The following is an 18628-nucleotide window of genomic DNA, read 5'->3' on the forward strand; positions in this document are numbered from 1 at the left end:
TGAATGCCCCTGCCCGGAGAATGCAGAATAGAAGATTCTCAGGCTGCTGTCAATTACCTGCTAAATGAAACCTGTTGCTACGCCTATGGCCATGCTTAAGAATAAAGCACAGAAAAAATCTGGATATCATTCCCAAGAAAGCTTTGCTTAATGCACCTTCAACTGTCAGGATTTTGAATGGCATCAAGACTATTGCCAAAATTAAACCAGGAATTGCTGCCTCTCCTGCATCTTTCTCCTTCTTTATGTGAGATCTAATCTTCTACCAGCGTAATATTATTTATGAAAGAAAATATATCTTTTATGAAACTAAAGATAGAAACAAAGTTTTATCAGGGATTTAATTGTGATTTAAGCTTTTAAATTGTTCTTTTTAGAAAAGCTCGGGCAAATAAGGCTCTTTTAGCATTTATCTTAGAGCTTTGATGTTTATCTTCATGATTGACTATACTTCTTTATTTAATACAAAATAACTCGTTTGAAGCAGAAAGATCACATAAATTCGATCATTCTTTTTCAATCCCTGAGCTTCTTGAAAACCTCCTTAAGCCTGGAGTACGGGTAGGTATTCACAATATCTTCTTTTTCAAGCCATCCCCTTCTTGCCTGTCCGAGCCCGTAGCGCATGGAAGCAAGGTCCGGTACGGAATGGCTGTCCGTTGAAATGCAGAATTTCAGCCCATAGTCCTTTGCCCTGAAGATAAGCTCGTCACTAAGGTCAAGCCTTGAAGGCTGGCAGTTTATCTCCATAACTTTCCCGTTTGCCGCTGCCGCCTCGAACACTTTCCCGAAATTAACCGCATAAGCTTCTCTTTTTCCAAGAAGCCTGCCTGAAGGGTGGGCAAGTATGTCAAGGTATTTGTTTTCAAGAGCAGTAACAATTCTTCCTGTCATCTCTCTTTCCGATGATGCAAAGCCCGAATGAACAGCTCCGACCACAATATCCAGCTCTTTAAGGATTTCATCGGGATAGTCAAGGCTTCCGTCTTTAAGAATCTCAACTTCCGAGCCTCTAAGGATCTTTATTCTGAAGCTTTTTGACAACTTCTCGATTTCTTCCCATTGCTCTTTCATAGTTTCTATTTCCATCCCGTTTGCAATCCTCTGAGAGCGCGAATGATCTGTGACTGCAATATATTCGTATCTCATAGATTCGGCTTTTTCTACCATTGTTTCAAGGCTTTCTGCCCCTTCACTGTACTTTGTATGCATGTGCAGGTCTCCTCTGAGGTCTCCTGCATCCACAAGCTTTGGGAGGGCATTTTTTGCCGCAGCCTTGAGTTCTCCCCTGTTTTCCCTCAGTTCAGGCTCGATATACTCAAGCCCGAGTTTCCTGTATATTTCTTCTTCACTTTTGCCTGCAACCTGTTCTCCTGAGTTTTTAGAATAAAGTCCGTATTCTGAAAGCTTGTAATCCTCTCTGAGGGCAATATTCCTCAGTTCTATGTTATGTTCTTTTGAGCCCGTAAAATACTGAAGAGCCGCCCCGTAACTTTCAGGCGGGACTATTCTCAGGTCTATTCCAAATCCTTCTTTAAGGATTACGCTGCTTTTTGTTTTGCCTTTTGAGACAACCTGTCCCACTTCGGGAAGGTAAACAAAAGCATTCATCATTTTCCCTGCATTTACTTTATCCGCTTCTGCAAGGATGTCAATGTCTCCTATAGTTTCTTTCAGCCTGCGCAGGGAGCCAGTATAGATAATCTTTGAGAGGTCAATCTCAGGAGTCCTGATCCTCAGTTCAGCCTTCAGGGCAGATATGATTTCTTCGGCAAGCGGGAGTGCTTTTCCAAGAGGGATTCTGGAATGGCTTTTTTCGTAGTTTTCAATCGCTCTGGCGATATTTCCCTCGCTTTTCTCTCCGAATCCTTCAAGTCTCCTGATCCTGTGAGTGTTAACCGCATCTTTCAGGTCTGATATGGTTTTTATTTCAAGGGCATCGGCAAGCTTTTTCATCGTTTTTGCTCCAAGCCCCCTGATCTCCATCAGTTCGGTAGTGCCTGAAGGAGCTCTTCCTTTCAGCTCTTCAAACTTTTCCACTTTTCCTGTTTCCAGGTATTCGGCTATATGGTCGGCAATGGACTCGCCTACTCCCGGAATCTTTGTCAGCCCTTTTTTTCCTTTTTTCTCGTAGACTTTCTCAATATCTTCTCCAAAGTTTTCTATATTCTGAGCTGCACGCCTGTAGGCTCTCGGCTTCCACTCTATTTGCTGAAATTCCATAATATCAGCAGTTTCATACAGCAACTCAGAAATTTCACGGTTTCTCAATGGCTCCCCAACCCCTTTCAATATTTTTCCTGTCCGATCTCAATACTTTCTTCAAACTCTATTTCTCTTTCTGTTATCCTGTCAGATCTCAGGCTCCGTTTTTAAGGTCCCTTACTTCCTTAACCGTCATAGCATCATAGGGAGTTTTGTCGTACCTTATTCGCAGAAAGCGGGGAAAACGCAGTGCGAGCCCTGTTTCCTCTTTTCCTTCTCCTGCCGTATGCCCGGGACTGTTAGTAATTTCCGATCCAAGGACTTCAATAACTATTGCGGGTTCTATAAAGATATCAGGAAGCATTCCTTTTCTTATGGATACATTTTTTGGAATCTCGTTCACGATATGAGCTGAAATCAGGCGGTTTATTTCTTCCGCATCAGCATCAGTAAAACCAGTACCTACTTTTGTCAAAGTCTCAAACCGCTGTTCCTCTTCATTCAGGACCGCACAGAGAAGGGCTCCAAATGATCCTTTCCTTCTCCCTTTTCCATAATAGCTCCCAACGATCACGAGATCAAAGGTTTCTCTCATGCCTTCCGAATATTCCTGCTTCCATTTGAACCAGAACCAGCTCCTTTTCCCGGCTTCGTAAACGGAATTGCTGCTCGTAGATTTAACCACAATCCCTTCAAGCCCCTTTATTACAGTCTCATTAAAAAAGTCTTCAATTTCCTCAATACTTTCCGTAACAATTCTATTTGCCAGATGAATTATTCCCTTCTCAACAACATTCATTTCAAGCAGTGCTCTTCTTTCAAGGTAAGATTTCTTTAAAATGGATTCCCCATTCAGGTAAAGTATATCAAAAAAGAAAACTGCGACCGGGCATTTTTCCCTGTATTTTTCAATCTCATATTTTCTGCGCCTCTGCATAAGATTTTGAAACGGATAAAATTCTTCTATCCGGGTACCGTCTTTTTCCACTTCGGCATATGCAACTATTTCCCCGTCAAGCACAATTTCTTTGGCAAGAACGCTTTCCCTGACTGCTTCAATGATATCAGGGTACTGGGAAGTAATATCTTCAAGCCTGCGGGAAAAAGCTTTAATTTCCTCTCCGGTTTTGTGCACCTGTATTCTTTCTCCATCATACTTCTCTTCGGCTGCTTTTTTTCCCTGAACCCTTTTCTCAAGCTCTTCAAAGCTTTCAACACGCTGGGAAAGCATCGATTTTACAGGTCTTCCCGGTTTTATGGAAATGAAATTCAGAGCCCCTGTTCCCTGCTCCGAAAGGGCTTTTGCTAGTTCGCCCATATCCGTACAGACACTGTAGCTTTCCTTTATTTTTACTGCATTCTTTTTATCTCCTGTAAAGGCAATAGAGAAAGCTTCGAGCAAAAACTGGTCCCCAAATCCCAGCCTGAGCCTTCCGAGTACAAGTCGCACTATATATTTCGCTTCTTCAGGTGTGGCTTTCTGCAGGATGTCCGAAAAAAGCCCTGTTTTTTCTTCCTGGCTGCCCTTCCCTGAAACTTTTTTTATCTGCACAAGCCTCTGAAAAACGTCTTCGATGGTCAGGGAAATCTCCATTTTTTTACTTAACTCAAAAGCAACATCTCCAAGGTCTCCTGTTCTGGCATACCTCTTTTTGACCTCTCCTTCGGAAACTCCGTAGGCTTCTGCAATGGCTCTTACGGCGAGCCTGTCCTTAATTCCCAGTGTTGTGTTCTCAAAGGCAGGTCCTATGCTCCCAAGAAAAAGATAAGCGCTATCCTTTACCTCATCCCCTTTGAGCCCCCGAAAAAACTCCGAAATCATCCTTACGATTTCTTTATGGGACGTAATTTTTTCAAGCTCCCCAAAGAGCTCTGCAAGCTCTATAAACCTCGCCATTGTCCCTTCTCCGAAAAAGCCGGTTAATCCTCTATAATAACCGATTAAAATCCTCTACAATAACTATTCCTCACCCCGGTCTTTATCGCTTTGCACCATTAAGTTTCTAAAAAAGACCTCCTATTTCGGTAGAGGGTAACCAGTTCTCTCCGACATTTTTTTACAGTCACCGAAAACTTTAATATCTAAAAGATGCATGAGAAGAATACACAACAGTTTTAAGACTGTGTGCGACTGTGGTTTAGTGGCTATGACCTGAGCTTCCCAAGCTTAGAACCCGGGTTCGAATCCCGGCAGTCGCATCCCAGGTTTTTTGCTCTGGTTTTCGAAGAAGCAGATATTTTAGTTTTGTTTAGTCTTTTTTAGTTTTGTTTAGTCTTTTTTAGTTTTGTCTTAATTTTATTTAATTTTGTTATAATGTCGTTTTAAACATCATTTATCTTATTTTTTCACTGTCCATTTGTTATGACTGCAATTTACCATATAGTTTTAATTTCTGAAGCTTAAGCCTCAGAAAAAGCAAGTGTAAATTTCTTTCTGTAAACCATTCCCATAAATATTGCTACAAGGTCTCCTTCGTCATCAGTAACATTCACGGTGTATGTGGCAATCTTGGGGTTTATTGATGTTTCCTTCGCTTCGGCTGTCAGAGTCCCTTTTGTTGCAGCTTTTACAAAAGAAATGTTTGAATTGATCCCGACCGCAGCGATTCCGTATGCGTTTGAGGCAGCAGCAAAAGCAAGGTCTGCAAGGGTAAACAACGCCCCTCCCTGCACTGCCCCTAATGCGTTGAGGTGTCTTTCTTCTATTTTCATTCTGGCTTTTGCATAGCCTGGAGTAGCTTCCAGCAATTCGATTCCTGAATGTACAGCGAATTTATCTTTTTTAAAAAAACGTATGAGGTCTTCCATAGAACTGCTCCTTTAATTATAGGTAAAATCACGTTAGTAAAGTTACTTCTCATTTGCGATATTTTTAATTAAATTTATGCCTTCAGTATTGTGATTGCAGGCTCCTTTTCTTTTTTTCCAGGACTATGTTTTGCTTAAAAATGTGGTTATGTCTTATTTTCCTTTATATTTACTTTTAAGGCTCATTTTAATCCGATTTAATTTCCGGTTTCCCGAACTCTTTTCTGATCTAATTTCTTAATGCATGTTTTGTTACTTTTTATTGAATTACTTAATACCATCCATAAATGCCTAATAAACCGGAGTTTTAAATACATGTATGTCTGGGAGAAAGAGAACCGAATTCGGGGACGAGATACTGGAAGCTGATATTCTTGGTATGAAAAAAGAACCAGGGGATGGGTTTGAATCCGTCATAATAGATACAAGCCGCGGAAAGGTTGAATGCCGTTATTATGCAGTAAAGGGTGCGGACAGAGCAGTGATTATGGTTGGGGGAATTGGGGGAGGCTTTGATACGCCTGCAAACGGCCTTTATCCCCGTTTGTGTACTGACTTGCTTGATTCTGGAATAAGTTCGCTGAGGGTCAGGTTCAGATATCCCACTGATCTGGCAGAAGCCGCAATGGATGTGCTTGCAGGAATTCAATTCCTGAAGGGGGAAGGCATTACCGGGTTTGGGCTTATAGGGCATTCTTTTGGAGGGGCAGTGGTTGTTCAGGCTGCTCATAATGAAAATGCTGTGAAAACAATAGTAACTCTTTCAACTCAAAGTCTCGGGATCAGTCCCATCTCAAATCTGGCAGAAGGGGTTTCCGTGCTTCTTATCCACGGAGACGAGGACAGGACACTGCCTTCGGGGAGTTCGGTATATGCATACTCTCTGGCACATGAACCAAAGAAACTCACAATATATGAAGGAGCAGGGCATGGTTTAGCGGAAGTCTCGGACGAAGTATATGCAGAAGTAAAAAAGTGGATTGAAAACTACTTAATATGAATTATTTTCTATTTTTTGACCTTTATTTTCGAAAGTCACGGTTTAGAAGAGTCTTTTTTTAAAGTTTCTTTATCGCACCCCCTTTAAGGAATAAAAATATAATTTAATGGTTAATCGTGCTTTTAAAGCGCCCATTGACCTTGAAACTCTAAATAACCCTTAGTATAGTTAAATAATGGTTAATTATTTATAAATTCAATCTTTATTATTAAAGTGCTTAATATTAAATCAATTTTTATTTAATTAACGGGATGTAAATGCAGTTGGCGTGACGGTCAAACTCATATGGGGGTAAAGAATGAGAACGAAATTGATAATTCCTTTGCTGGTGCTGTGCATAACCTTATCTATTGTAGGTGCACAGGCACAAAACAACATGCTTGGAGATATGGATGAAATAGAAGTAACCATGACCGGAAATATTACTGAAACCATTACAGGTAATATAGACGGGAACATGGTTATGGTCGAAATGGAAAACGAGACCGACGGCATGGATAACGCCACAGATGGTGTTGGGGGTAACATCACAGATATCTTTGATGACGGCGCTGCAGATGGCATGAATAATGTCACTGAGGGTACGATGTATGATGTGACCGGAAGGATATTCCTGATCAGAGACCTTGGCAATATGACCGAAAGAGCGGTCATGGTCGGCGATATAGATGATGTAGATGGGAAAGTGGTTATTTTCGGAGAAACGAATAACGCCACCAATGGCATGAATAACACCACCAATGGCATGAATAACTTCACAAATGGCATGAATAACTTCACAAATGGCATGAATAACTTCACAAATGGCATGAATAACTTCACAAATGGCATGGATAACTTCACAAATGGCATGGATAATGCCACCAATGGCATGAACGCCACCGAAGACATGACTGTGGTAATGGTCGGTGATATGACTGGAAGCGTCACGTTCGATACGGTTGATGAAGCAAATGACGGAAATGAGACCGATAACGTGACCGAGCTTATGACCGGAACCATGACAGGAGAAATAACAGGCGATATGACCAGACAAATGGTTGTGCTCAGAAACATAGGTGACATAAACGAAGTGGCAGACTCTATTGATAACCTTGCCATGGACCAGGCTACGAATAATGCTACTGAAAATGCGACTGAAATGGAATACGATCTGACCTCCAGAATGGTTATCATCAGAGGTCTGGTTGATAACGAGACCGAAGAAGAAGATATGGAAGAAGAAATTGCCGACCTGATTGCAGTAATGGGTGGCGATACGGCCATAATCGGAAACATTGAGGACTTCAACGAGGTTGACGAAGAAAACATGGAAGATATGTATAATGTAACCGGAACAGTAACCATCGTCAGAAGCATGGATGATACAATTAGAATTGTAACCAAGGACATTACTGCTGAAATAACTCAAAGAATGGCCACAATCGAAGGTATAGGTGAAGCGGTCGAGGACATGGACAACATGACCGAAGACACAGACAACATGACTGAAGACACAGACAACATGACTGAAGACACGGACAACATGACCGAAGACACAGACAACATGACCGAAGACACAGACAACATGACCGAAGACACAGACAATATGATTGATGAAGATATGGAATAAATACGTTAGTCAGAATGTCTGCGTAATATGTAATGCGTCAAAAGAAATATTATCAATATTTTAATCACGAAGTTGATTAAAATTAAGAGGCTGCAGGCCTATAGCTTTAGGATTTGCAGTCATCTTTTTCAATTTAAGTATTTTTTTAACATTTTTTTGTCCGGCGGTTTCTGATATTTAAGCCTGCCTTCTCACTTATCCTGTCCGGCTCTTCTAAATATTAAGATTGAACATAACTTTTCGATTCGGATAAGTTTTAAACCATATTCTCAAAAATTTTCATGCAGGCTGCGAATTGCTTGTGTACGGAGATAGCGAATTAAAGCAGACATAATTTTTTATATATACTCTCGGAAAATCTGCTGATTTTGAATATTTGTCTAACCGTTTGTATACTTAATAAAGAGTAAGTATTTATAAATTCAACCTTTATTATTAAAGCGATTTTAATATAAACCATTTTTATTTATTAATATATTATCTGTGCAATTGGTCCAGGGGACTGGATTCGCACATGGGGGTATAGAATGAAAATGAAATTAATAGTTTCTCTGCTGGTTATATGCCTGTTTTCTCTTGGATTTGCTCAGGCACAGACCGGAGAGAACAATACAACCCAGGCAGGGAACGTATCCCAAGACGAAGGAAACATGAGCACACCTGGAAACATAAGCACGCTTTCAAATAAAACAGTTTATGTAAACCAGGAATCTGGTGGAGACGTTAAATGGATCCTTCCAGGCCCACGGCGGCTCGATCCTGTAATATTCGGAACCTCGAGAATGCCACTGGGATTTGAAGAAGAAATTGGTGTCCCAATAGAGAACAGGTCGTTAAATGACGAAGGAACTGAGTTTAACGCAACAACACATGATACGCCTTATTCCGATAATTTCTCGCGTATCAATGGTTCCTTTACCATGAACCTGATGGACATGACTCCTGTGGATGTAAATGAATCCGAGGATACAGCTGAAGCTGAATTTAACTTCACTGATCCCACAGGTGAAATCGAATACCGTGTAGTCCTGACAAATGTCACTCACGTTGGACAGTTCCATCCTGTTCTTGGCGGTGTGGTTATTGATGGAATCGCCCATGGCAGATCTTCCATAGATACTCGTATGGAGCCAACTTCTTACGCATACGGGGCTGTTTGGGGTGCAGGAGAATTGTACATAAACGGGACTCTTGTCAGCGATAACAGAGTCATACATGCTATAGCAACCGAACGTGTAAGAAGCTCGGAGGAAGACGGTTATAGGCTGCTCTTTGACAATGAACTGCCTCACCAGGGGATACAGGTCCATCTTGTAATGCCTGATATGATTATGGCTGATAATGGGACAATGGTCGAGGAACCGGTACCTACCAACTACACTTTACCTGACGGCGAAGAGCAGCCCTTCATCCATGTAGCATTTGACGAACCCGAGCTCGAAGGTCTTGAAATCCTTAATTTCATGAACGCGACCGGAAATGTTACTGGTGATGTAACCGGCAATGTAACTGATAACGTTACAGGTAACATGACCGGCAATATGACTGACAATATGACCGGGAATATGACAGGTGGCATGACTGGAAATGTAACCGGGGATCAGACCGACAATATGACCGGTAACATGACCGGCAATATGACTGGTAACGTAACAAATGTGCCATTCGTGCTTGAAAGTATTGAAGAAATCGAAAACGATACCGAAGCAGATTTTACGTGGCTAGTCTACATAAACGGGGAGCCGGCAGAACAGGAGTTTGGGATGAACAATGTAACTGAAGGAGATATCCTTAGCTTCTGGTATACAACTGAAGAGAATGGAGAAGCAGTAATCGAGGAAGCGATTTACGTAGCTAACATTATGATTGGCAATGAAACAGAAGGGGAGGAAAATATAAACTCGGATCTTACCGTATTATACGATGATGCGGTAAACCTCACAGAAGGGACCTTTACCTTCACACCTGAAGGCTCTGACCGGGAATACGAACTGAATAACTTCACTGACATTGGAGCCCTTAATGCAACAGGACTGGAATTCGTTGCATCAGTAATGGATGACATGAACGACACGACTGAAGACGATGCTGGCGGAAATGGTATGACAGGCGGTTTGACTGAAGATGACACGATGATGGATGATACTGAAGACGACACGACGGATACGACTGCTAATATGACAGTAGACGATACAACTGATGATACCGCTGAAGACATGTCAGCAGATGACACAACGGGCAATGACGATACGAATAACGATACGTAATAAGTTCTCAACAGTTATTTCTGCCGGAAAATGGATGATATGCCTGAAATCTCCGGTCAGGAAATATGGGCTGTAAACAGGAGATTTGGGCTGTAAACACATGTTATTTGCAGTCCTTTCCCTTCTTTTTTTCTGAAATGCTGCACGGAATCAAGAGCCTGAGAATTTAAGGGGTATCTTAACATCTTTTCTGATACGTTCAATAAACTCTTTTCTCGAGAATAACTTGTTTGATTTTTTTCTTTAGATTGAGGTATTAACCGAACAAGGAGTTTTCTAACTAAAAAAGGTCTGACTGAGATAGCTTAAATGATCTCATGAGACTAATAATATTCACAGGTTTTCCTTTTACTATCCCGTATATCTTTTTATTTTTTCGTATAATTTAGACGAGAAAAGCATATGGACAGAGAAAAACTTCAGCAGGAACGTATGGATTTACTTTCCCAGATCAATGATATCTTTGATTTTCCTCTCCTTATACTGTCAGTTATATGGCTGGCTCTTATTGTTATTGAATTTGTTTACGGGCTCTCATCAACTCTGCAAACAGCGAGCATGGTTATCTGGGGCATTTTCATAGTGGATTTTTTCATTGAATTATTTATTGCTCCTAAAAAAAAGGTATATATAAAAGAAAACTGGTTTGTTGCCCTTTCTTTATTTCTGCCTGCCCTGCGGGTACTAAAAATATTCAGGGGATTCAGGCTGTTTAAACTTTCAAGTTTTATCCGGTCTTTTAACCTTGCCAGAATCCTTTCTTCGTTTAACAGGAGCATAAGGACTGTAAGGAAAGCAGTAAAACAGAGAGGTCTGCAATATGTCCTGCTCCTCACAGCTCTGGTAACTTTTATCGGAGCCGCGGGAATGTATAATTTTGAACGCCCTGGGCTTGGTTCCTATTGGGATGCTTTCTGGTGGACGGCAATGATTATGACGACAATAGGAAGTGATTACTGGCCAAAAACTGTCGAAGGACGAATATTAACTTTTTTGTTATCTGTTTATGCTTTTGCCATTTTTGGGTATATCACTGCAGCCCTTGCAAGCCTTCTTGTTGGAAAAGAAAAGGACGCCAGTTCAAAAGAGATTGCTGAGTTGCGTAAGGAAGTGCAGCGGCTTTCCAGTGAGAAGAATAAGCTCCCGGAAAACGAAAAAAAGCAGTTTTAAGATATATTGTAAGTAAATCTCTTGCGAATAAAGACCTTAGTCAGATCTTATCTGATTTTACCGGATGCCCCTTATTCCTCATTTCAAATTTCCTCGGAACTTTAAACAGACCGATCAGCCCGATAAAGGCTACGAGTGCCCGTGTTCCTTCCAGAATTACGAAAGGCATGTAATCAATCAGTATTGTTGAAGTATAGCATGAAAGTCCTGCACCAAGCACGTTAAGTATTGCATAGGTTTTTGTGTCCTGCATCAGGGCCTTGAAGAGATTAAGGAAAAATGCTAGCAGTGGCAGGAGTACACCTGTAGAGCCAGCTATACTGAAAGTTTAACCATGGGTGGGAATATATTTTATCCATATATCTTTTTCCAGTCATGGTCAGTAAAATGCTTTACTCCTTTGATCTACTCCGTAAATCCTGCTCCTTTGATCTACTCCGTAAATCCTGTTCCTTTGATTCTACTCCGTAAATCCTGCTCCGTAGCTTCTGCTCCGTAAATTTTACTCTAATATACTGTCTACATTTCTTAACTGATCGGTTTTTTCTGCCTGCTTAACTGTTTTTTCTATTGGGCTTAACTGCTTTTTTTCCGCCTGGCTCCTGTCTTTGTACCTGACCTTTTATGTATGAATATGCCTGTTACTGTAACTGCCATAACAAATGCAAGAATTCTCATTACCTCAACTCTGAAATCACTGCCTATCATTAATGCATGAGCTGAGACAAGCAAAAAAGCCAGGTAGCTGAGGTAATGTACTTTTTTCCAGTTTCTATATCTTTTTCTATACAGAGCAATACCGGCAGCCAGTAAAAAGAGATAAAATGCGGTTCTCCCTCCAAGCGCAAGGAACCTTTCTATCGGATAAAACACAGGTAAAAAAATCGTAAAGTCCTGCGCTTCAAGAGCAAGAGCTAATGGATGAATAATGATTAGCAGAATCCCTATTCTTGCCAGGTTATGATGAGCTTTCAAAAAGGGCAGTCCTGATATTTTTCTCATTCTGGCCATATATTCAGAGCTGAGTATTGAAAGAAAAACTGCCAGGTAACCGAACGTTGCTGCAAACCGTGCTACCATCCTCAAAGGCTCCCCTGGTCTCTGAAGGAGAATATATGTTATAAATAAAACAACCACCAGAATAATGCCGTATATTAAGTAGAATTGTTTATCAGGTGCTTTTTTGGCTGAAGTTGCTTTGTCCGGATTTTCACTCATTTCTTTACCCACTCCATTCCTGCTAAAGCATATTCTCTCAAGTAATTTTTACTGGTTTTATTAGATAGGGATTTCCAGGGCTCCTTTACTCATGGAAACTCATTATAAGTCTCTTATAATGTTTATCTCCGGTTAGGTTCGGTATTCAGGATTCCATTCTATAAATGACTTTAATCACATAAACCAGATTCTATGGAATATATCTTCCCATAACATTTCTTTAATAAATGGTAAAAATCATCTCTGTAAGTATTCTCTCCAGGCACGAATGTATCTTTCATTATAATTTCTGGAGCGCTTAAACCCAAAAACAAAATTTTCTATAATATACTGCGAACTTATATCCAATCAATTATATATTTATTAATATAACATATATTCTAATTTATATTTCCATATATATTATATCTCACTGGTTTTAATCTCATGTTGGTACAATTTGCTGGTGTAGCGTGTGGTTTAATTAATATTACTTCCACGGTACACAAAAAAGGAAACAATTTGCTGGTTAATTGAAGAACCTGTTATATTATTAATTGGCAAAATAAAATTTTCCAATGTGTCGCCACTGGATGTAGACTGAACCTGCTACTCTGGAATTGTATCAGAAAATATCATGGGGTGTAAACATATGGGAAAATTAAAGAGAGCATTTGCTGTTCTGGTGCTGTTCTTTTTTGTAATGTCATTGACAGCTGCTTCAGCAAGTGCATGCGAGGAAAAAAAGTGCGATCCTAAAGTAAAGTGCGATCCTAAAGTAAAGTGTGATCCTAAGATAAAGTGCGACCCTAAAATAAAATGTGACCCTAAAATAAAATGTGACCCTAAAATAAAGTGTGATCCTAAGAAGAAATGCGGCTCTTTCTTTTTCTTTGATATTCTATCGCTACTTTTTGGGAACGTATTCCATAGCGGAATAGGTTGCGGCATATTCTAACCTGTATGATAACGGATAGTGATACTGCGAAAGTGTAAAATGTAAAACCAGTAACAACCTGTTTGCACGGTCCTCCAGTCAGGTATCCAGTCCCTACCCGATGCCAGCTGACAATAATAAAAGTGGACTGACTAATTTGCCTGGTTTTACATTTTTCTGATTTTTCGCATTGTAGCCTGTACCGGTTACAGTTTTCCTTTTCCGATCCATCATCAATGCGATTTCAGTCTCATGGTGGTTGACGGAGGCTTTACAAAAAACCGCTTTAACATTTTTTAAAGTAACTTTTGCATCCATACTGTATCAAAGAATCTTCCTTTCTTTTTTCCCGCCTCTTTGAATCTCCCACACTCGGAAAAACCGTGCTGGCTGTGGAAACGGATGCTTCCTTCGTTGAGGGAAGAAATGCTTGCCAGGATGCAGTGAAGCCTCTTTTCTTTCGCACCTGAGAGAAGAAATTCAAGCATCACGGAACCGATTCCCTTCCCAGTATGCTCTGGCCTGATAAAATAAGAAATCTCGGCTGTTCCGGAAAAAGTGGGCATTGGCGAATGAGGGCGGAGCATGCAAAAACCCAGGAAATTTTCATGTTCGTCTTTTACGACAGCATTCGGATATCCTGAAATAGCCTGAAGAAAAAAATCAAAGAATTCATAAGGAACTCTGGTTTCGGGATAAGCGGCGAAACTGTTCTCGATATAGTAGTTGAATGTATCAATTACATCCTCCCTGTCTTCGGGAGAGATTGGAAGAAATTTATATTCCATTTTACTCACCTGTTTTCCTGCTTTAAAGGCTTAATCCGTTTGATAACAAAGGCTTTATCCGCTTGATTAAGACCTGAAGCTCTTTTTCTGTTTTCTGGAGCTCACTAAACCTGCCTTTAATATTGTATAGCAGCTATACTGTTTATTTGCAGCTTACTATTTTAATTTAGCTGCTAAACAAAATTCTTATTCAGGTTGAGATTTGAAATTTAGCCTCCAGATTGCCCAGGACTGGCGTGGCACTTTACCTGTATCCCTCGATACATCTGTCAAGCATCCCTTCAAGATGCCCGTAAACCCTGAGAAATGCTTCTATTTCTGTATCGCTCATCTTCTCCAGCTCCCTTCTTATCCCGGCTTCCATCAATTCATGGAGGGATCTGTGCCATTCAAAAGCTTCCTTCCCAAATTCTGTCAGTTTGAGCGTGATCTCTTTTTTATTCTCCGGAGTCCTGACCTTTTCCACGAGTCCTTTTTTCTCAAGCTTTTTAACCATCTGGGAGATTGCCCCTTTAGTTACTCCCAGGCGGTAAGCTATTGAAGTCATATTTTCCGCCGGATTTTTACCGACAGCTTCAATCAGATGGAATTCCGAAGGGTACAGAAGCACACCGTGCCCTATATCAACAGGTTTTTTTTCAAGAGCGTAAGCTTTATTCAGGATCCGGATTCCGCCCTCTATAAGCGAATCTACTTTTTCGTCCAGGCCTGGTTTATCCAATTATTTTTCCCCGGGAGTGTTTTAATGTGCAAGTTTGTCACTCTGAATTAGAATCGAGTTCTTTATATTCTTTTTTATACGACAGAGCTCTCTTTTTTCCTGTTTATTCAGAGCGTTTTAATTAGCCTCAGGTGTTTGCCCTCTGCTAATAAGTGATTATGGAATTCATCAAAAAGCAGTCTGCACATCTCCTGCTATGCCTGCTGTCAGGTTCAAAACCACAGCAGATCGCTGAAATATCAGGGTACTCCGGAATGGTTTTATACTCAGGTAAGCCTGTTATATCAGTGACATTTTAAGAGATCCCTGCCTGTTTATGGCTATCTTATCCTTGCCTTTACCAATAATATATGGAGGAGTCCTTGCTGAACAAACAGATATTATTATATTTTGCCTCTTTTTTAGTAATTTTAATTGCAGTAATGATCTTTGCGCCGCGGAGTGGATATACTCCTGCCGGGATTAAGAACGTGAATGTTGAAGAGGCAAAGAAGATGGTAGAAAAAGACGATGTATTCGTACTTGATGTCCGTACACCCTCAGAGTTCAATTCTTCTCACGTCAAAGGTGCAACTCTGATTCCTGTAACTAACGCTTCCGGATCCGGTTTAAGTCCGGATAATCTGCTTGAAGCCCGCGTAGATGAGGTTCCCAAAAACAAAAAAATACTGGTTTATTGCAGATCAGGGCATAGAAGCGTTTCTGCAAGTAAAATCCTTATAAACGCCGGATACGAGCAGGTATACAACATGGAAGGGGGCATTAACGCCTGGATAGCGGCAGGGTATCCGGTTGAAGGTTCGGAGAAACAGTAACTGGAATTTGTAAAACCGGGATTCAGCAATAAACAATCAAAATTAGGTAAGAAATATACTCGGCCGCTCTTAATCCTTTAAGGGTTCTAAAACCTGTAAATTCATTCTTATGATCCATTATTCTTTTTTTGTGGCCCTGGATGCTTCTTTTTTCTTAACTGATGATTTCAGGCTTATAAAGCTTCTTCTGATCACTTTTTCATATTCGTTCTATAACTGGAAAGGCTTTTATGCCCTGAAAATCTAAACCTGAAGTGAAATTTAAATTATAATATTGGATTTATAGTAATGTCAGGGGATAGTATGGAGAAAGGTAAAGATAGACCAGAGCCAGCCGAAGGGAGACAATTCTCAGAATCTGGAGGTAAGGATTCAAGAGTTGCTTATTCATTGGAGAACATTAACAGGTGCAAATGCTCACAATGTCCTGTCCAGGCTGATAGCCAGTGTGCACAGGACAAACTCAAGAGTTCAGAACAAAAAATTAAGAGTATGCCTGCGGGAGAGGTTCCTCCTCCGGAGGACGTTCCAGGGATATACTGCTCTACAGGCAAGGCTACATGCCAGGATCTTGATCCCGGCAGACAGTGTATCTGCGGCACATGCGATGTATGGAAAGAGTACAATCTCAAAGAAGGTGATCCCAACAATCACTTCTGTCATCATGGGAGAGCGCCCTGATTTCTTATCCTGTGTGTTCCTGTTTGATGATAGTGGACCTTAATATATCTATCTCAATATTTTTATCTTAACGTTTTTATCTTAACGTTTTTATCTTAACATTTTTATCTCAATATTTTTATCCTGATATCTCTATCTTTAAATATCTTACAGGCCCGCTATCTATTTTTCAATAGTCAACAGTCCCTGTTAATTCTTTTAATTTCTTCCAGGACTTTTTTCAAGGACTTTCTGTTCTATCAGGTGTTCTATCTAAACCAGACCTATTTAATTTAATTAAATTATATAAAATAATTAACTAATTCATTTCCAGTTTATAAAATACTTCCTAATAGTTTTAGATACAAATTAAAAAATATATATCTTAATATATAATTACAAATATCTGTCCTGGTTATTAATTTTAAACGGATCATCAAAAAATGATTAAGTAAAAAGTAGCTTTCTGGGGTTAGTGGGGAATGGAAGAGACGATTAACATAGTACTGATTATCATAGGTGGGCTGGTTTTCTTTCTGGGAATTATCTCCGAGGTAATTAAAAAATTAAGCCTATCCGAGCCTGTTGTAGCTCTCGTTCTCGGAATCTTATTGAGCCCGGCAGGATTGGGGATTTTTGACATCAATGTCTGGAGCCACGAGCTTCTTGAAGAAACTGCACGGTTAGCGGCTGCGGTTGGTGTTATGGGAGTTGCACTTCGGGTTCCTTCCTTCTATACCAGAGGGCACTGGCGTTCAGTAGCAGTTATGCTTGGAATCGCGATGCCTTTCAGGTGGCTTGCAAGCAGCCTGCTCGTGTACTGGTTTACAGACTTTGGATTTATCGTAGCCCTGCTCATAGGAGCTATTATTACTCCAACCGACCCAATCCTTACTTTATCCGTTGTAAGCGGAAAACTGGCGGAAAAGAGCCTTCCTTCGAGGTTAAGGAACCTTCTTCTGACAGAATCAGGCTCAAATGAAGGTCTTGCTTATCTTTTCGTAATTTTCCCTATTCTATTGATGAATCTCAGGCCTGCCGAAGCATTAAATTTCTGGCTGGTACACATCTTCTTCCTGGAAGCTGGCCTTTCCATTATTCTTGGAGCTGCCGCTGGCTATGTTTCCGGCCGCATGTTAAAGAGTGCAGAAAGAAAAGGTACTATTGACATATCCTCTTATTACGCTTATTGCCTGGCTCTTACCCTGCTGGTACTCGGAGGTGTGAAACTTGCCGGTGGTGATGGCATACTTGCCGTTTTTGTTGCAGGTACTATTTTCAGCATGGTATCAACCGAGGAGGAAAGGCATGAAGAAGAGCATGTTGTTGAAGGCGTGGACAGGTTTTTCATGATCCCGATATTCACTCTTCTTGGCCTTGTCTTACCCTGGCAGGAATGGGCAAAACTGGGATGGGAAGGTCCGGTTCTTGCTTTTCTGGTGCTTCTGCTGCACCGCCTGCCTGTTCTTTTGTTCATCAAATCCCATGTGCCGGATATCAGGAGTAACCTGGAAATGCTTTTTTTGGGGTGGTTCGGTCCTGTCGGTATAGGAGCCTTTTACTATTCCCAGGTTTCAATGAGACAAACCGGAATAATGGAGATATGGCCTGTAGTCAGCCTCATAGTTTGCGTGTCAACTGTACTCCACGGGATAACCGCAACTCCCTTCATAAAATATTACGGAAAACATACCGCTGGAGAGTCAAAACAGGACTCTGATCTTTCAGGCTACGGTCAGGATAAGTCCAAAAAATCAGAGGCATAACGCCAGGAAATAAATTTATAGAAATTGGATTTTGAGATATAATTTACGAAAATTTTGGAATTGAACCTTTAAGAGAGGTATTCTTTTGCAGTCATAACAGTTGCAAACATGCCGTCCAGCGCAGCCATGAAAGCCGCATGAACCGTACTTGCAGGCAGGAGTTGATCTCCGAATTTAAGGTTGCGGGTTGCACAGGCATCTGCAACCAGAATAGACGTAAAACCCAGTTCTTTTGCAGCCCTGACTGTTGTGTCTATACACATATGGCTCATTGCTCCGCAGATTACCAGATCTGTCACATCTGCTTCTTTAAGCATTGAGAGCAGTTCGGTTTTAAAAAAACTATTCGGAAAATTCTTTTCAATGATTGTTTCTCCAGGAAGGGGCTGGACACCTGCATGAATCTCTGCTCCGGGCGTCCCGGGTATGAAAAAGGCAGCTCCCTGTCTGGTAGAAAGGTGCCTTATAAAGAAGATCGGCTTGCCAGCAGCACGGAATGATTTAAGGAGATCAGCCGCTTTTTTTGCTGCGTCTTCCATGCCTGCAAGTTCCATCATGCCGCCCGGGAAATAATCGTTCTGGATGTCAATAAGAAGAAGAGCTTCTTTCATACTGCTAAAGAAGTTGTCAATAATGATATTTTTGACGGTTTTCTCAACCTCTTTTGTTCTCAACCTTTTTT

The 18628-nt window shown here is 40.8% G+C and carries 17 protein-coding genes and 1 tRNA gene; 9 read left to right on the plus strand and 9 right to left on the minus strand.

Features of this window, described 5'->3' with window-relative positions; genetic code table 11:
• Positions 1-516 precede the first annotated feature (516 nt).
• Both polX and RSJ42_RS00390 read right to left on the minus strand, forming a co-directional pair.
• Positions 517-2292: a DNA polymerase/3'-5' exonuclease PolX gene (gene polX / locus RSJ42_RS00385; RefSeq protein ID WP_410508777.1), complete on the minus strand. Its 1776-nt coding sequence runs from the start codon at positions 2290-2292 to the stop codon at positions 517-519.
• A gap of 67 nt (positions 2293-2359) precedes the next feature.
• Positions 2360-4102 (minus strand): ATP-dependent DNA ligase, encoded by a 1743-nt coding sequence (locus RSJ42_RS00390; protein ID WP_410508778.1) that lies wholly within the window; start codon positions 4100-4102, stop codon positions 2360-2362.
• 230 nt (positions 4103-4332) lie between these two features.
• On the opposite strand from RSJ42_RS00390, the gene RSJ42_RS00395 reads away from it, so the two are divergent.
• Positions 4333-4404, plus strand: a tRNA-Gly gene (locus RSJ42_RS00395).
• Positions 4405-4605: 201 nt separating this feature from the next.
• Here RSJ42_RS00395 and RSJ42_RS00400 read toward each other — a convergent pair.
• Positions 4606-5013, minus strand: a complete 408-nt coding sequence (locus RSJ42_RS00400; protein WP_410508779.1) for a PaaI family thioesterase — start codon at positions 5011-5013, stop codon at positions 4606-4608.
• Positions 5014-5332: 319 nt separating this feature from the next.
• Between RSJ42_RS00400 and RSJ42_RS00405 the strand changes: the two genes are divergently transcribed.
• The 4 genes from RSJ42_RS00405 to RSJ42_RS00420 all read left to right on the plus strand — a co-directional run bounded on the left by RSJ42_RS00405 (position 5333) and on the right by RSJ42_RS00420 (position 11062).
• Positions 5333-6013, plus strand: a complete 681-nt coding sequence (locus RSJ42_RS00405; RefSeq protein WP_410508780.1) for an alpha/beta hydrolase — start codon at positions 5333-5335, stop codon at positions 6011-6013.
• A gap of 298 nt (positions 6014-6311) precedes the next feature.
• Positions 6312-7625, plus strand: a complete 1314-nt coding sequence (locus RSJ42_RS00410; protein WP_410508781.1) for a hypothetical protein — start codon at positions 6312-6314, stop codon at positions 7623-7625.
• 527 nt (positions 7626-8152) lie between these two features.
• Positions 8153-9892, plus strand: a complete 1740-nt coding sequence (locus RSJ42_RS00415) for a hypothetical protein (RefSeq protein ID WP_410508782.1) — start codon at positions 8153-8155, stop codon at positions 9890-9892.
• Between the two features lie 402 nt (positions 9893-10294).
• Positions 10295-11062 (plus strand): potassium channel family protein, encoded by a 768-nt coding sequence (locus RSJ42_RS00420; protein ID WP_410508783.1) that lies wholly within the window; start codon positions 10295-10297, stop codon positions 11060-11062.
• Positions 11063-11102: 40 nt separating this feature from the next.
• Here the strand turns inward: RSJ42_RS00420 and RSJ42_RS00425 are convergent, their stop codons facing one another.
• Together RSJ42_RS00425 and RSJ42_RS00430 are read right to left on the minus strand one after the other, a co-directional pair.
• A complete protein-coding gene (locus tag RSJ42_RS00425; RefSeq protein ID WP_410510272.1) occupies positions 11103-11381 on the minus strand; it encodes a CBU_0592 family membrane protein in 279 nt (92 codons plus the stop codon).
• 257 nt (positions 11382-11638) lie between these two features.
• A complete protein-coding gene (locus RSJ42_RS00430) occupies positions 11639-12292 on the minus strand; it encodes a ferric reductase-like transmembrane domain-containing protein (RefSeq protein ID WP_410508784.1) in 654 nt (217 codons plus the stop codon).
• Between the two features lie 619 nt (positions 12293-12911).
• Between RSJ42_RS00430 and RSJ42_RS00435 the strand changes: the two genes are divergently transcribed.
• Entirely contained in the window at positions 12912-13217 is a 306-nt protein-coding gene (locus RSJ42_RS00435; protein ID WP_410508785.1) for a hypothetical protein, read from the plus strand.
• A gap of 93 nt (positions 13218-13310) precedes the next feature.
• Here the strand turns inward: RSJ42_RS00435 and RSJ42_RS00440 are convergent, their stop codons facing one another.
• The 3 genes from RSJ42_RS00440 to RSJ42_RS00450 form a co-directional block, all read right to left on the minus strand.
• Complete coding sequence (locus tag RSJ42_RS00440; protein WP_410508786.1) at positions 13311-13514, minus strand: hypothetical protein; 204 nt, start codon at positions 13512-13514, stop codon at positions 13311-13313.
• Complete coding sequence (locus RSJ42_RS00445) at positions 13493-13984, minus strand: GNAT family N-acetyltransferase (protein WP_410510273.1); 492 nt, start codon at positions 13982-13984, stop codon at positions 13493-13495. The genes RSJ42_RS00440 and RSJ42_RS00445 overlap by 22 nt, the downstream gene beginning before the upstream one ends.
• Positions 13985-14228: 244 nt before the next feature.
• Positions 14229-14705 (minus strand): MarR family winged helix-turn-helix transcriptional regulator, encoded by a 477-nt coding sequence (locus RSJ42_RS00450; RefSeq protein WP_410508787.1) that lies wholly within the window; start codon positions 14703-14705, stop codon positions 14229-14231.
• A gap of 362 nt (positions 14706-15067) precedes the next feature.
• On the opposite strand from RSJ42_RS00450, the gene RSJ42_RS00455 reads away from it, so the two are divergent.
• The 3 genes from RSJ42_RS00455 (at position 15068) to RSJ42_RS00465 (ending at position 17946) form a co-directional block, all read left to right on the plus strand.
• Entirely contained in the window at positions 15068-15520 is a 453-nt protein-coding gene (locus RSJ42_RS00455) for a rhodanese-like domain-containing protein (RefSeq protein WP_410508788.1), read from the plus strand.
• A gap of 303 nt (positions 15521-15823) precedes the next feature.
• Positions 15824-16201 carry a DUF2769 domain-containing protein gene (locus tag RSJ42_RS00460; RefSeq protein ID WP_410508789.1) on the plus strand — a complete coding sequence of 126 codons (378 nt, stop codon included), beginning with the start codon at positions 15824-15826 and terminating at the stop codon, positions 16199-16201.
• Between the two features lie 461 nt (positions 16202-16662).
• The gene (locus RSJ42_RS00465) at positions 16663-17946 is read left to right on the plus strand and encodes a cation:proton antiporter (RefSeq protein WP_410508790.1); all 1284 of its coding nucleotides are present in this window, start codon (positions 16663-16665) and stop codon (positions 17944-17946) included.
• Positions 17947-18014: 68 nt separating this feature from the next.
• Here RSJ42_RS00465 and RSJ42_RS00470 read toward each other — a convergent pair whose 3' ends face one another.
• The gene (locus RSJ42_RS00470; protein WP_410508791.1) at positions 18015-18620 is read right to left on the minus strand and encodes a cysteine hydrolase family protein; all 606 of its coding nucleotides are present in this window, start codon (positions 18618-18620) and stop codon (positions 18015-18017) included.
• Positions 18621-18628 lie beyond the last annotated feature (8 nt).

It is taken from the genome of Methanosarcina hadiensis (assembly GCF_046529725.1).
Taxonomy (GTDB): domain Archaea; phylum Halobacteriota; class Methanosarcinia; order Methanosarcinales; family Methanosarcinaceae; genus Methanosarcina; species Methanosarcina hadiensis.

Coding starts and splice junctions, on each gene's coding strand:
- RSJ42_RS00390 (WP_410508778.1), bottom strand. CDS start 4,102: ATGGCGAGGTTTATAGAGCTTGCAGAGCTCTTTGGGGAGCTTGAAAAA.
- RSJ42_RS00400 (WP_410508779.1), bottom strand. CDS start 5,013: ATGGAAGACCTCATACGTTTTTTTAAAAAAGATAAATTCGCTGTACAT.
- RSJ42_RS00405 (WP_410508780.1), top strand. CDS start 5,333: ATGTCTGGGAGAAAGAGAACCGAATTCGGGGACGAGATACTGGAAGCT.
- RSJ42_RS00410 (WP_410508781.1), top strand. CDS start 6,312: ATGAGAACGAAATTGATAATTCCTTTGCTGGTGCTGTGCATAACCTTA.
- RSJ42_RS00415 (WP_410508782.1), top strand. CDS start 8,153: ATGAAAATGAAATTAATAGTTTCTCTGCTGGTTATATGCCTGTTTTCT.
- RSJ42_RS00420 (WP_410508783.1), top strand. CDS start 10,295: ATGGACAGAGAAAAACTTCAGCAGGAACGTATGGATTTACTTTCCCAG.
- RSJ42_RS00435 (WP_410508785.1), top strand. CDS start 12,912: ATGGGAAAATTAAAGAGAGCATTTGCTGTTCTGGTGCTGTTCTTTTTT.
- RSJ42_RS00440 (WP_410508786.1), bottom strand. CDS start 13,514: ATGGATGCAAAAGTTACTTTAAAAAATGTTAAAGCGGTTTTTTGTAAA.
- RSJ42_RS00445 (WP_410510273.1), bottom strand. CDS start 13,984: ATGGAATATAAATTTCTTCCAATCTCTCCCGAAGACAGGGAGGATGTA.
- RSJ42_RS00460 (WP_410508789.1), top strand. CDS start 15,824: ATGGAGAAAGGTAAAGATAGACCAGAGCCAGCCGAAGGGAGACAATTC.
- RSJ42_RS00465 (WP_410508790.1), top strand. CDS start 16,663: ATGGAAGAGACGATTAACATAGTACTGATTATCATAGGTGGGCTGGTT.